We start from the raw sequence: 11,887 nt of genomic DNA, 5'->3' as shown, positions 1-11,887 counted from the left end.
ATGTGGCCGCCCGGCGTTGGCGGCCCTTTTTTGTCACGCCCGATTCTCTATTTGTGTTGAGGAATGAACGATGAAGCGCACCTTTCAGCCGAGCAATCTGGTTCGGAAGCGCCGTCACGGTTTCCGCGCCCGCATGGCGACGCCGGGTGGCCGCAACGTGATTCGCGCCCGCCGGTCGCGCGGCCGCAAGAGCCTGAGCGCCTGAGCGAATCGCCCGGTACCGCAGCGCCGGCCGTGATGGCCCGGCGCGCGGATTTCCTGGCGGCGAATCGCGGGCAGCGCGCGCCCATGCCGGGCTTCGTGTTGCTGGTCCGCGACCGGGGGGACGGCGATCCGGCGATGCGCTACGGCATCACGGTGACCAAGAAGATCGGCGGCGCTGTCATCCGCAACCGGATGAAGCGCCGTTTTCGCGTTCTGGCGCGCGAACTGCTGCCGACCTGCGGCATCGCCGGGGCGGACCATGTGCTGATCGGCCGGGCCGACGGGATCGAGCGCGACTTCGCCCTGCTGCGCGGCGAACTGGAAAAGGCGCTGCGGAAGGTGGCGAGGCGGTGAGCCTATTTTCCCATCCGTTCGGGCTGAGCTTGTCGAAGCCCCCTGCAGAGCGAAGCGAAGCACCGGCTTTCGCTCCGCTCAGGCGAGCCCTTCGACTTCGCTCAGGGCGAACGGTTACGGCACCATGATCGCCCGCCTGCTCATCCTCCTCGCCCGCATCTGGCAGATCGGGCCTTCGCGCATCCTGCCGCCCACCTGCCGCTATGCCCCATCCTGCTCCGAATATGCGATCCAGGCGGTGCGTAAATATGGCGCGATCAAGGGTAGCTGGCTGGCGGGCAAGCGGCTAATGCGGTGCCACCCATGGGGCGGTTCGGGCTACGACCCGGTCCCCTGACACAAGATCAAGACGGCGGAGCCGACAAGCGTGGACGACAAGAAGAACATCATCCTGGCGGTGCTGCTGACGGCGCTGATCCTGTTTGGCTGGCCCTATATCTCCAACCGCTTCTTCCCGGCGGCCAACCCGCCGGCCACGAAGATCGAGGGCGGCAAGACCACGCCTGTCGCCCAGCCCGGCGCCGATCCGGCCGCCGACAGCCCCGCGGCGATCCGCGACCGCGCGCTGGTGCTGCGCGAAAGCCCGCGCGTGCCCATCCGCACGCCCAAGCTGACCGGCTCGATCAACCTGAAGGGCGCGCGCATCGACGACATCGTGCTGCCGACCTATCGCGAGACGATCGCCAAGGATTCGCCCGCGGTGCGCCTGTTCTCGCCGCGCGGCACGGTGGACGCCTATTTCGCCGGCTTCGGCTGGCAGGGTGAAGGCATCAAGGCGCCCGACGGCAACACGGTCTGGACCGCGGAAGGCACCGAGCTGACCCCGACCAGTCCGGTGACCCTGCGCTGGAACAACGGCGCGGGGCAGACCTTCGAGATCCGCTATTCGGTCGACCAGAATTACATGATCACCGCGCAGCAGAAGGTGTCGAACAGCGGCGCCGGCACGGTGGGGATCAAGAGCTACGGCTACGTCAGCCGCATGGGCATTCCCAAGGATCCCGACACCTGGACCATCCATGTGGGGCCGATGGGCGTGTTCAACGGCGCGGCCAATTACGACGTCAACTACAAGGACCTGGACAAGGGCCCTGCGACGCAGAGCTTCCAGTCGACCGGCGGCTGGCTGGGCTTCACCGACAAATACTGGCTGTCCGCGCTGGTGCCGGATCAGAAGGCGTCCGTCGCGGGCCAGTTCCGCAAGGGCGCCGGCACGCAGTACCAGGCCGACTACAGCCTGGCGCCCGTCATGCTGGCGCCCGGCAAGGCGATCACGCAGACCAGCCGCTTGTTCGTCGGCGCGAAGGAAGTGAAGACGCTCGAAGCCTATCAGGATGCGGGCGTGCCGCTGTTCGACCGGGCGATCGACTGGGGCTGGTTCTACTGGTTCGAAAAGCCGATCTTCGCCCTGCTCCACTGGCTGTTCGAGCATATCGGCAATTTCGGCGTGGCAATCATCTGCCTGACCTTCATTGTCCGGGCGCTGATGTTCCCGGTGGCGCAGCGCCAGTTCGCCAGCATGGCGGCCATGCGCGCGGTGCAGCCAAAGATGAAGGCGCTGCAGGAACGCTACAAGGACGACAAGCCGAAGCTCCAGCAGGAGATGATGGAGCTCTACAAGCGCGAGAAGGTGAACCCGCTCGCTGGCTGCCTGCCGATCTTCATCCAGATCCCGATCTTCTTCGCGCTCTACAAGGTGCTGATGCTGACGATCGAGATGCGGCACCAGCCCTTCGTGCTGTGGATCAAGGATCTGTCGGCGCCCGACCCGCTGCACATCCTCAACCTGTTCGGCCTGCTGGACTTCACGCCGCCCGCCTTCCTGGGGATCGGCGTGCTGGCGCTGCTGCTCGGCATCTCGATGTATTTCCAGTTCAAGCTCAACCCGGCGCAAATGGACCCGATGCAGCAGCAGGTGTTCGCGATCATGCCGTGGATGATGATGTTCATCATGGCGCCCTTCGCGGCGGGCCTGCTGGTCTACTGGATCACCAACAACTGCCTGTCGATGGCGCAGCAGTGGTTCCTCTACAAGCGTCACCCGCAATTGAGCGCGGTGGAGGCGAAATAGCGTCTGGAAAGAACCCGTTCGTGCTGAGTAGGGACTGAGCTTGTCGAAGGCCCGTATCGAAGCATGGCGACTGGCCCTTCGATACGCCGCTTCGACAAGCTCAGCGGCTACTCAGGGCGAACGGAGTAGAATGTGACTGCACCCGAACCTACCGACCTCGTCGAGGAAGCGCGCAAGGTCTTCGCCGGACCGATCGCGTTCCTCAAGTCCGCGCCGGACCTCAAATTCCTGCCCGACATGGCGGTGAACGAGGTGGCGTTCGCGGGGCGCTCGAATGTCGGCAAGTCGTCGCTGCTGAACGCGCTGACGGGGCGCAACGGCCTCGCCCGCACATCCAACACGCCGGGGCGGACGCAGGAGCTGAACTTCTTCGACGTGGGCGATCCGCTGCGCTTCCGGCTGGTCGACATGCCGGGCTATGGCTATGCGAAGGCGCCCAAGGACATGGTGCGCAAGTGGCGTTTCCTGGTGAACGACTATCTGCGCGGGCGGGCGAAGCTCAAGCGCACGCTGGTGCTGATCGACAGCCGCCACGGCATCAAGGACGTCGATACGGACATATTGGACATGCTGGACGCCGCGGCGGTCAGCTACCGCATCGTCCTGACCAAGGCGGACAAGGTGAAGGCCAGCGAGCTGGCAGCCGTGCGGAAGGCGACCGCCGAGGCGATCCGTAAGCGCCCAGCCGCTCACCCCGACATCATCGCCACATCGAGCGATAAGGGCATGGGGATCGCGGAGCTGCGCGCCGCGGTGCTCGAGAGCGTAACGCAGGGGTAAGGCGGCATGGGCGACGAAGACTATGTCTATGACGAGGCGAGCGGCGAGTGGATCAGCGCTGCGGACGCGGCCGCCCGAGCCGGCGCTGTCGATGCTGTGGAGGTGCGCGACGCGGTCGGCAACCTGTTGGCCGACGGGGACCAGGTGACACTGATCAAGGATCTGGTCGTCAAGGGAGCTGGCCAGACCCTCAAGCGCGGCACGCTCATCAAGTCGATCCGGCTGACCGGCGACCCGCAAGAAATCGACTGCCGCTACGAGGGCATCAAAGGCCTGGTGCTGCGCGCGGAGTTTGTGAAGAGGCGGTAGGGACGCGGCAGCTTTCGCGCCATCGGAGAGGCGCTGCAGCGAACAGGCAAGCTGCGATGCCATCCCGAACATTATCGCCGGGCCCATCCCGATGGCCTGCAAGCGGCGGCCCTGCCTTGGGAAGGGGGCGGATATGCCGCCCCGTCAGAACCCTTCAGAACAGGCTATATTGCGCGCTGCCCTGCAGCGGCCAGGTTGCCAGCGTTTCGTGGTGGGTATGGCCGACATGGCTGCAGACCAGGACGAACCGGTCAACATGCCACTGAAAGCCCTCAACGGCGCGCTGGTCGACCGGGCCGTCGCGGTAGAAAAGAGTCTGGTGCGGGCTGAAGCTCCAGCCGGGGCGGCTGGCAATTCCCGCGCGCGTCATAGCATTGGCGACCTGCCGCTGGAGAGCGGCAAGCGGCGGCACCGCGCGGGAAGGACGCAGCGCAACCGATCGGTTGGAAAAGCTCAAATGGTCGAGACGCAGGTCGAAGGGCTCTGCCGCCACCCTGGTCCCGGCCCGCAGGAGGGCCTTGATGACGGCATAGGGATAATCGACATGGTCGGCGGTGATGCAGAGTGTCAGATGCTGATGCTCGATACGGATGCGCGGGACGCGTCCCGCGAGGCTTTCGGTAAAGTGATCGGTCTGCCGCGCAACCAACGGCGTGGGCTTCAAGGCGAAGAACAAACGATAAAGTGGAGCCTGCCGGGGCAGCATGGATCGTCCTTTCGAATCGGGTTCATATGTTCATGATATGTTCTTCCAATGAAAATGCGAGTCCGGACATGATCCCCAGGACGCTTCGCGCTTGCCGCTTTTGAATGCGGCGGATCATGGGGGGCTGCCAGCAGTCGGTCTTCCCTAACGATGCGCGCTCTCAGACAAAAAAGGGGCCGCCGAAGCGACCCCTTCAGGATACAGGTCAGGCCGGCTGTCCGGCACAGGAAGGAGGGGAAGTCGACCTCCCCCGCCGGCAAGCCAGCTTCAGCGTTCAGAACCTGCCATATTGCTCGTTGCCGACGAAACCCAGCTTTGTCACGCCTGCACGCTTGATCTCTGCCAACACCTCATCGACCACGACATAGCGGGTCTGGGCGTCGGGCTGGAACTGCAGTTCCGGCTCGACCGGCAGGCGCAGCGATTGCTGCAGATACTGACGCAGGGTCAGCAGGTCGATCGGCGAACCGTTCCAGGTGATGACGCCGCCGCCGTCGATCGCCACCTTGTTCTTGACCGGGTCGATCACGCTATCCGTCGGAGGCGCGTTCTGCGGCAGGTCGATCTTCACCGCGTGGGTCTGGATCGGGATGGTGATGATGAACATGATGAGAAGAACGAGCATGACGTCGATCAACGGCGTCGTGTTCATCTCGACCATCGGTTCTCCATCATCGGAGCCCATGCTCATGGCCATAGCGATATCTCCTTAATCAGCCGGTCAGAGGCGGGTCGTGGTGGTACCGGGCTCAGGCTCGGAAATGAAGCCCACCTTCGGGAAACCAGCACGCTGCATCGTATAGATGGTGCCGCCGATGCACCGGTAGGGGACATTGATGTCACCGCGGATATGAACTTCGGGCAGATCCTCGGGCGTCAGATTCTCGACACCGCCCGCCTTCTTGATGTCCGCCTCCAGCTTCGCGACCGCCCGGTTGAGCAGTTCGTCGGAGGAAACCCTGGTCAGGTTCCAATAGACCGCACAGCTACCGTCGGGCGCCGAAGTGATCGAAAGGGAGACATTTTCCGGTTTCGTCGTGGTCGGCTCGAACGCCACCTTGGGAAGCTGAAGATCAACCGTCTGGACGACGACCGGGACGGCGATGAGGAAGATGATGAGCAACACCAGCATGACGTCGACGAGCGGCGTCGTGTTGATGTCGGACATCGGCTTGTCATCACCGCCGTCGGAGCCAACACTCATTGCCATTGGTAATTTCCTAACATGCGTCTCGTTGGCGCCCCTGTTCGCGGGGCCCGCGGCCGGTGGGGAACCGGACGGTCACAGCCGCCCGCCGGTTCCCGCACCGGCTATTGCGGCGATCAGGCCTTGGTCGGCGTGGCGGCCGGCTTGGCGACCGGAGCAGCCGGGGCAGCGGTGACGGTCGGGCGAACCGCGCCGTTCGACACCAGATAGGCCAGCAGGTCGACGGTGAAGCCGTTCAGCTGCTCGGCGATCGACTTGTTGCGGCGCTGCAGGAAGTTGTAGGCGAGCACCGCGGGAACGGCCACGGCCAGACCCAGAGCGGTCATGATGAGCGCCTCACCGACCGGACCGGCGACCGCGTCGATCGACGCCTGACCGGCGGCGCCGATCTTGATGAGCGCGCGGTAAATGCCGATAACGGTACCGAACAGACCGATGAACGGCGAGGTCGAACCCACGGTCGCGAGGAAGGCGAGGCCGCCACCCAGCGAGGAGTTGATCGCCGCTTCCGAGCGGGCGAGCGAGCCGTGCAGCCAGTCATGCGCCTCGACGGGATCGGTGAGCTTGGTGTGCTCCTCCTGGGCCTTGATGCCGTCATCGACGATCTGCTTGTAGGCCGAGTTCTTCTCGAGCTTCGCGGAAGCTTCCTTCAGCGAGGCGGCGCGCCAGAAGGTCGCACGGACCTTCTTGCCCTGGTTGATGACCTTCTGCTGCTCGATCAGCTTGGTGAACAGGATGTAGAAGGTGCCGATCGACATACCGCAAAGGATGATGAAGACGGTCCAGGCAATGGTGCCGCCCTGCTCCAGGGCTTCCATCAGGCCGTACGGGTTCGCCGGCTTGGGCGCGGCGGCTGCGAGATACATCAACATGTTCAAGACTTCCCTCTCAAAATGGATCGTGATGTGGCAGGGCGGAGCATGGGCCCGCGCCCTCCCTGTCAGAAATTACTCAGGAATCTGCCAGCGGATTCGGTTGGAATAGGACGCGGCCATCTTGTTGCCCTGGTCGTCCTCCGCGGGCGTGAAGCGCGCACGCCGGGTGACCAGCTTGCAGGTCGCGTCATCCAGTTCCGACGATCCGCTCGACTGCGTGACCGTACAGCTCGTCACGCGCCCGTCCGCACCAACTTCCAGACGGAATCCGGTGGTTCCCTGCTGGCCTTCACGCAGAGCGCGCGAGGGATAGTCGTCGGTGGTCGCCCAGGAAGCCGGGTTGCCACGCGGCGTCAGGGGCTTGGCAGCCTGCCGAGGGGCAGGCGGGGGCGGCGGAGGCGGCGGGGCCGCGACCGGAACCGGGTTGAACACCGGCGGCGGCGTGCGAACCGTCTGGATCGGCGGCGCGGGGGCCGGCGTCTGAACGATCGGCGGCGGTGCCACGACCGGCGGCGGCTCGACCGGCTGGTCTGGCGGCGGCGGCGGCGGCTCCTCGTCCGGCGGCGGCGGCTCCTCCTTCACGTCGATCACGTTCAGCTGTTCCGCCGCCTTTTTGACATATTTCATGCCAAGACCGGTGACAAAGGCATAGCCAAGAACAGCGTGAATCAGGGCGACGATGATGATCGAGACGGTGCGACTCGATCCTTGCGAGTGGTCAGCATAGGCCATTCGGCAACGACACTCCTTAACTCAGCTTAACAGTTGATTATACAAATCAGCCAAAAGCGGCCCGAGCTGCCCGGAGCGATCCGGTCATCTTTGGCCCCTGTCCGTCCCATTTGCTATCGTGCAAACTCCTATCGCGGCGCATCGTGGCACGCAAACGCTTTATCGAAATCCCGATTTGCGCTTACCATTTCACGCCGGAATGACTTGCCTGTGACAAACTTGCCACTGGCTGATAACATAGGACGAATATGAAAAAGGAATCCACCACGGCTTGTGCGGCAATTGGCCTGCTATGCCTCATTTCCGCCGTAAACCCCGCTGTTTCCGTCGATTCTTTTGCCCAGACGCGGCCGGTAACGCAATCGGCAAATGCGCCTGTGGCGCTGTCCTATGCCGATGTCGTCGACCTCGCGGACAGTGCCCCGCTCATAGCGGCCGTGCGAATCCGCAACATCATCACGGTGCCGCCGGAGCAGGTGGGAGCGGTCACAGCCGGCACCAGGCGACTGTTTATCGAGGCCGATGTCGTCAATTTGATTCGCGGTGAAGGCGGTATCAGTCCGGCGGTGCGTTACCTGTATGACGCACCTCTGGATCGAAAGGGAAAGGTGCCCAAGCTCAAGAAGGCGCAGGTCATCCTGTTCGCGCGGCCCGGTACGCGGCCCGGCGAGATCCAGCTGGTCGCGCCCGATGCCCAGGTAGCGGCGACCCCGGCCCTGATCGAACAGATCCGGCGCGTGACCGGCGCGCTGCTGGCCAACCAGGCGGCACCGCGCATCACCGGGCTGGGCGACGCCTTCCACGTCGCCGGCACGATCGCAGGCGAAGGAGAGACGCAGATCTTCCTGCGCACGGAAAAGGGCGATCCGGTGTCGCTGTCGATCCTGCGTCGACCCGGGCAGGAACCGCGCTGGGCGGTTGCGCTGGGCGAAATCGTCGACGAGGCCGCGCGGGCGCCCGAGCCGGGGACGCTGCTCTGGTACCGCCTTGCATGCTTCCTTCCGCCCGCCCTGCCCTCGCGATCGGTCCGTACCCTGCCGGTTCAGGACGCGGAGGCCGCGCGTGCGGACTATCAGTTCGTCATCCAGGCGCTGGGAAGCTGCGGAAGGACACGCAAGCAACCGGCCTGACCCGTCGAATCGTTCTTGGCCCAATGGGCGCGCGCGGCTATCAGCGCGCCTTCAGTTCAGCCGAAGGACATTCGCCATGACCAATCTGCACCGCCATGCACCGCTGCGCGTCGCGCTCGTCGGCCTGGGAACGGTGGGTGGCGGCGTCATTCGACTGCTGGACACCAATCGCGATCTGATCGCCCGGCGCGCCGGCTGCCCGATCCAGATTACCGCCATTTCGGCGCGCGACCGCAGCAAGGACCGCGGTGTGGACCTGTCGCCCTATGAATGGGTCGACGACATGACCACCCTTGCCGCGCGCGACGACATCGACGTGGTGGTGGAGCTGATCGGCGGAGCGGACGGCCCCGCCCTCACGCTGGCGCGGCAATGCCTGAATGCGGGCAAGCCGTTCGTCACCGCGAACAAGGCCATGCTGGCCTATCACGGGCTGGACCTGGCGGGCCTGGCGGAGAAGGCGGGCATTGCGCTCAAATATGAAGCGGCGGTGGCGGGTGGTATCCCGGTCATCAAGGGGATGCGCGAAGGCGCCGCGGCGAATGAGATCAGCCGCGTCTACGGCATCCTCAACGGCACCTGCAATTACATCCTGACCACGATGGAGAAAGAAGGCCGCGGCTTCGATGCGGTGCTGAAGGAGGCGCAGGACCTGGGCTATGCCGAGGCGGACCCGAGCTTCGACATCGACGGTGTCGACGCCGCGCACAAGCTGACGATCCTCGCCAGTCTCGCCTTCGGCACCGAGCTCGATTTTTCCGGCGTCGCCGTCACCGGCATCCGCCATGTGATCGCGGCCGACATCGCGGAGGCGGCGGCGCTCGGCTATCGCATCCGGCTGGTCGGCATGGCGGAGAACGGGCCGGAAGGGCTGTTCCAGCGCGTCCACCCGATGCTGGTCCCGCTCGACCATCCGCTCGCCCATGTCGACGGGTCGCTGAACGCCGTCGTGGCGGAGGGCAATTTCGTCGGCCGCCTGTTCTTCCAGGGACGGGGGGCAGGCGAAGGGCCGACCGCCTCTGCGGTGGTGGCGGACCTGATCGACGTGGCGCGCGACGAATATGGCGATGCCTTCGCCATGCCGATCGCCGCGCTCATGCCGCAGCATCGCGCGGATGCGGGCAAGCGGATCGGCCGCGCCTATCTGCGTTTCAAGGTGCAAGACAGGCCGGGCGTACTGGCGGAAATCGCAGCGGCGACGCGCGACGCCGGCGTTTCCATCGAAAGCATGATCCAGCGCGGGGCGAACCAGGCGGACGGAGTGCTGATGGCCATCGTCACCCATGCGGGCGAGGAACGCTGCGTGCTGGAGACGCTGGAGCGGCTGGCCGGATCCGACAGCCTGCTGCAGGCGCCGATGGTGATGCACATCCTCGATTGACGGCGCTCAGTCGCCGCCCGTGCCCCTGAACCGATCGGGCAAGGGTGGCGGGGCGGCGATCTCCGTATCCGGATCGGCGAGGATGGTGGCGAGCTTGCCGAGCATGGTCACCGCGCCGAGGATCGGCACGCCGCCGACACAGCCTGCCCCCTGACCGCCTACCACCCCGCAGCTTCCCTGCTTGACCGGCGGCCGATGCGCGCTGCGCCTCGCCGCGATGAACAGCGGCATCGCCATCTTCCGCCTCGCGCGGCAGCGGCAGGCGCTCGCGCGCGTTGCGCTCGGCACGGGTGCCGCACACGACGATCGCGCCGCTGCTCCGGTCGCACGGAATCACCACCCGGGTTTTCGCCTGATAGGTCTGCATTAGTCCCTCCGACACAGCGGAGGCTGGCGGTTCCGGCTCCACGGCGAAAACCGGGGACGCGGCAAGCAAAGCCGGCAGGAGCAGGGCGAATCGTCGCATTGCCCTGTTTGACCATGACTTTATGGCATGAACACGGCTGCGCTGACGCTCGACGCCCAACCTCGAAGGCAAGCCGACGGACCGGCGGGAGCGTGCTGGCCGCGCGGCGCTGCCCCTGCCCCCCCTTCCGCCGCGGCAAGGGCCGGCACGGCGGCCCGTGTCGCTGCCTCGGCAAAAGCATGGACGCGGGCGACACATGGCTCGACAAGGCCGGTATCACCCCCTATCGCCAGCATCCGACACTCACCGACAGAGGGATGGATATGGTGCAGGCTAGCTCGATTCTCGATCGCGTCTTGGTGCTGGAAATGGTGCGCGTGACGGAAGCCGCGGCGATTGCCGCGTCCCGGCTGATCGGCCGAGGCGACGAGAAAGCCGCCGATGCCGCGGCGGTCGAGGCGATGCGGTTGGCCTTCAACGACCTCTACATGGACGGCACCGTCGTGATCGGCGAAGGCGAACGCGACGAGGCGCCGATGCTCTATATCGGCGAGAAGGTCGGCAACGCGATCGGCAAGGGTCCGAAGATCGACATCGCGCTCGACCCGCTGGAAGGCACGACGATCACCGCCAAGGCCGGCCCCAATGCGCTGGCCGTGCTCGCCATCTCCGAGGAGGGCGGCCTGCTGAATGCCCCCGACGTCTATATGGAAAAGCTGGCGGTCGGGCCGGGCTATCCCGACGGCATCATCGACCTCAACAAATCGGTGCGCGAGAATGTGGAGGCGGTCGCCAAGGCCAAGGGCGTCGATCCGCACGAGATCATCGTCTGCGTGCTGGACCGCCCGCGCCACGAGAAGCTGATCGGCGAACTGCGCGCGATCGGCTGCGGCATCATGCTGATCCCGGACGGCGACGTTGCCGGCGTGATCGCGACCACCAACCCGGAAACCACGATCGACATCTACATGGGATCCGGCGGCGCTCCGGAAGGCGTGCTGGCCTGCGCGGCGCTGCGGTGCGTCGGCGGCCAGTTCAAGGGCAAGCTGCTGTTCCGCAACGACGACGAGCGCAGCCGCGCCAAGAAGTGGGGCATCACCGACCTCGACAAGGTCTATGACCTCAAGGAACTGGCCAAGGGCGACTGCATCTTTGCCGCGACGGGCGTGACCGACGGATCGCTGCTGGCTGGCGTCAAGCGCATGCCGGGGGGCAAGCTGACCACTGACAGCGTCGTGATGCGCGCCAGCACCGGCACGGTGCGCTGGGTCAAGGGCGAGCACCGACTGGAACGCAAGGACGCCTGAACGCAAGGGAACGGGGGCCTGACGGCCCCCTTTCTTTTGACCGCCGGTCAGTGCCCAGCGCGATGATTGAGGTCGTGGCCGAGCGCCAGGATGCCAACGCCGAGCAGAGTGTAGAGGCTTTCCTGCGCCCCGTGGTCCATGGTGAGCGCGCCCGCCATGATGCCGAGGCCCAGCGAGCCGATCGCGGCCGGCATCATATAGCCATGGGCCATGGCACCATGGCCCAGCGCCAAGGCGCCCAGCGCGATGGCGATCACCAGCCCGGCTTCATGGTACAGAGGGCTTTGCAACAGCCCACCCGCCGAGGCGAGCAGGCCCAGGACCACGGCGGTGGCGAAGCAATGGGCGACGCACAGCCCGGACAAGCCGATGGCGATCCGATCGATCCGGCCGCTCAGAAGGGCTTGGCGAAGGCTGACTGTCAT

General features: G+C 65.4%; 16 protein-coding genes and 1 pseudogene. 10 read left to right on the top strand and 7 right to left on the bottom strand.

All coding sequences use genetic code 11. The features are described from left to right. Nucleotides 1-70 precede the first annotated feature (70 nt). The 6 genes and pseudogenes from rpmH to M529_RS32130 all read left to right on the top strand — a co-directional run bounded on the left by rpmH (nt 71) and on the right by M529_RS32130 (nt 3,718). Nucleotides 71-205: a 50S ribosomal protein L34 gene (gene rpmH, locus M529_RS32155; protein ID WP_021317369.1), complete on the top strand. Its 135-nt coding sequence runs from the start codon at nt 71-73 to the stop codon at nt 203-205. A 32-nt stretch (nt 206-237) separates the two neighbouring features. Beyond that, nucleotides 238-555, top strand: a pseudogene (gene rnpA / locus M529_RS32150) (ribonuclease P protein component); the annotation flags it as partial. 127 nt (nt 556-682) lie between these two features. Beyond that, on the top strand, nt 683-895 hold the full coding sequence (gene yidD / locus M529_RS32145) for a membrane protein insertion efficiency factor YidD (protein WP_021317367.1): 213 nt from the start codon (nt 683-685) through the stop codon (nt 893-895). 30 nt (nt 896-925) lie between these two features. Then, nucleotides 926-2,629, top strand: a complete 1,704-nt coding sequence (gene yidC / locus M529_RS32140) for a membrane protein insertase YidC (RefSeq protein WP_021317366.1) — start codon at nt 926-928, stop codon at nt 2,627-2,629. A gap of 132 nt (nt 2,630-2,761) precedes the next feature. Then, nucleotides 2,762-3,409: a ribosome biogenesis GTP-binding protein YihA/YsxC gene (yihA, locus tag M529_RS32135; protein WP_021317365.1), complete on the top strand. Its 648-nt coding sequence runs from the start codon at nt 2,762-2,764 to the stop codon at nt 3,407-3,409. Nucleotides 3,410-3,415: 6 nt separating this feature from the next. Next, nucleotides 3,416-3,718, top strand: coding sequence for an alkylphosphonate utilization protein (locus tag M529_RS32130; RefSeq protein ID WP_021317364.1), 303 nt, complete (start codon nt 3,416-3,418; stop codon nt 3,716-3,718). A 154-nt stretch (nt 3,719-3,872) separates the two neighbouring features. On the opposite strand, the gene M529_RS32125 is transcribed toward M529_RS32130, so the two are convergent. The 5 genes from M529_RS32125 to M529_RS32105 all read right to left on the bottom strand — a co-directional run bounded on the left by M529_RS32125 (nt 3,873) and on the right by M529_RS32105 (nt 7,238). Continuing rightward, a complete protein-coding gene (locus M529_RS32125) occupies nt 3,873-4,424 on the bottom strand; it encodes a 2'-5' RNA ligase family protein (protein WP_021317363.1) in 552 nt (183 codons plus the stop codon). Between the two features lie 274 nt (nt 4,425-4,698). Beyond that, complete coding sequence (locus M529_RS32120) at nt 4,699-5,121, bottom strand: ExbD/TolR family protein (protein ID WP_021317362.1); 423 nt, start codon at nt 5,119-5,121, stop codon at nt 4,699-4,701. A gap of 24 nt (nt 5,122-5,145) precedes the next feature. Then, the gene (locus M529_RS32115; RefSeq protein WP_021317361.1) at nt 5,146-5,634 is read right to left on the bottom strand and encodes an ExbD/TolR family protein; all 489 of its coding nucleotides are present in this window, start codon (nt 5,632-5,634) and stop codon (nt 5,146-5,148) included. Nucleotides 5,635-5,747: 113 nt separating this feature from the next. Then, entirely contained in the window at nt 5,748-6,503 is a 756-nt protein-coding gene (locus M529_RS32110) for a MotA/TolQ/ExbB proton channel family protein (RefSeq protein WP_174391615.1), read from the bottom strand. A gap of 75 nt (nt 6,504-6,578) precedes the next feature. Further along, nucleotides 6,579-7,238, bottom strand: coding sequence for an energy transducer TonB (locus tag M529_RS32105; protein ID WP_021317359.1), 660 nt, complete (start codon nt 7,236-7,238; stop codon nt 6,579-6,581). A 248-nt stretch (nt 7,239-7,486) separates the two neighbouring features. Between M529_RS32105 and M529_RS32100 the strand changes: the two genes are divergently transcribed. Both M529_RS32100 and M529_RS32095 read left to right on the top strand, forming a co-directional pair. Further along, entirely contained in the window at nt 7,487-8,368 is an 882-nt protein-coding gene (locus M529_RS32100; RefSeq protein ID WP_031294748.1) for a hypothetical protein, read from the top strand. A 76-nt stretch (nt 8,369-8,444) separates the two neighbouring features. Beyond that, a complete protein-coding gene (locus M529_RS32095) occupies nt 8,445-9,749 on the top strand; it encodes a homoserine dehydrogenase (RefSeq protein ID WP_021317357.1) in 1,305 nt (434 codons plus the stop codon). A gap of 6 nt (nt 9,750-9,755) precedes the next feature. Here the strand turns inward: M529_RS32095 and M529_RS50255 are convergent, their stop codons facing one another. Next, nucleotides 9,756-9,914: a hypothetical protein gene (locus tag M529_RS50255; RefSeq protein WP_236617663.1), complete on the bottom strand. Its 159-nt coding sequence runs from the start codon at nt 9,912-9,914 to the stop codon at nt 9,756-9,758. 52 nt (nt 9,915-9,966) lie between these two features. On the opposite strand from M529_RS50255, the gene M529_RS50250 reads away from it, so the two are divergent. After that, nucleotides 9,967-10,119, top strand: coding sequence for a hypothetical protein (locus M529_RS50250; RefSeq protein WP_236617662.1), 153 nt, complete (start codon nt 9,967-9,969; stop codon nt 10,117-10,119). A 359-nt stretch (nt 10,120-10,478) separates the two neighbouring features. Next, nucleotides 10,479-11,462 (top strand): class II fructose-bisphosphatase, encoded by a 984-nt coding sequence (gene glpX, locus M529_RS32085; protein ID WP_031294746.1) that lies wholly within the window; start codon nt 10,479-10,481, stop codon nt 11,460-11,462. A gap of 47 nt (nt 11,463-11,509) precedes the next feature. Here the strand turns inward: glpX and M529_RS32080 are convergent, their stop codons facing one another. Beyond that, nucleotides 11,510-11,887 carry a MerC domain-containing protein gene (locus tag M529_RS32080; protein ID WP_021317354.1) on the bottom strand — a complete coding sequence of 126 codons (378 nt, stop codon included), beginning with the start codon at nt 11,885-11,887 and terminating at the stop codon, nt 11,510-11,512.

Source organism: Sphingobium ummariense RL-3, assembly GCF_000447205.1.
Classification (GTDB): domain Bacteria; phylum Pseudomonadota; class Alphaproteobacteria; order Sphingomonadales; family Sphingomonadaceae; genus Sphingobium; species Sphingobium ummariense.
This window is presented reverse-complemented; position numbering and strand designations above follow the sequence as displayed.

What these genes read in the sequence shown, in the direction of transcription:
- rpmH (WP_021317369.1), top strand. Translation starts at nt 71, where the DNA reads ATGAAGCGCACCTTTCAGCCGAGCAATCTGGTTCGGAAGCGCCGTCAC.
- yidD (WP_021317367.1), top strand. Translation starts at nt 683, where the DNA reads ATGATCGCCCGCCTGCTCATCCTCCTCGCCCGCATCTGGCAGATCGGG.
- M529_RS32130 (WP_021317364.1), top strand. Translation starts at nt 3,416, where the DNA reads ATGGGCGACGAAGACTATGTCTATGACGAGGCGAGCGGCGAGTGGATC.
- M529_RS32125 (WP_021317363.1), bottom strand. Translation starts at nt 4,424, where the DNA reads ATGCTGCCCCGGCAGGCTCCACTTTATCGTTTGTTCTTCGCCTTGAAG.
- M529_RS32120 (WP_021317362.1), bottom strand. Translation starts at nt 5,121, where the DNA reads ATGGCCATGAGCATGGGCTCCGATGATGGAGAACCGATGGTCGAGATG.
- M529_RS32115 (WP_021317361.1), bottom strand. Translation starts at nt 5,634, where the DNA reads ATGGCAATGAGTGTTGGCTCCGACGGCGGTGATGACAAGCCGATGTCC.
- M529_RS32110 (WP_174391615.1), bottom strand. Translation starts at nt 6,503, where the DNA reads ATGTTGATGTATCTCGCAGCCGCCGCGCCCAAGCCGGCGAACCCGTAC.
- M529_RS32105 (WP_021317359.1), bottom strand. Translation starts at nt 7,238, where the DNA reads ATGGCCTATGCTGACCACTCGCAAGGATCGAGTCGCACCGTCTCGATC.
- M529_RS32100 (WP_031294748.1), top strand. Translation starts at nt 7,487, where the DNA reads ATGAAAAAGGAATCCACCACGGCTTGTGCGGCAATTGGCCTGCTATGC.
- M529_RS32095 (WP_021317357.1), top strand. Translation starts at nt 8,445, where the DNA reads ATGACCAATCTGCACCGCCATGCACCGCTGCGCGTCGCGCTCGTCGGC.
- M529_RS50250 (WP_236617662.1), top strand. Translation starts at nt 9,967, where the DNA reads ATGAACAGCGGCATCGCCATCTTCCGCCTCGCGCGGCAGCGGCAGGCG.
- glpX (WP_031294746.1), top strand. Translation starts at nt 10,479, where the DNA reads ATGGTGCAGGCTAGCTCGATTCTCGATCGCGTCTTGGTGCTGGAAATG.
- M529_RS32080 (WP_021317354.1), bottom strand. Translation starts at nt 11,887, where the DNA reads ATGACAGTCAGCCTTCGCCAAGCCCTTCTGAGCGGCCGGATCGATCGG.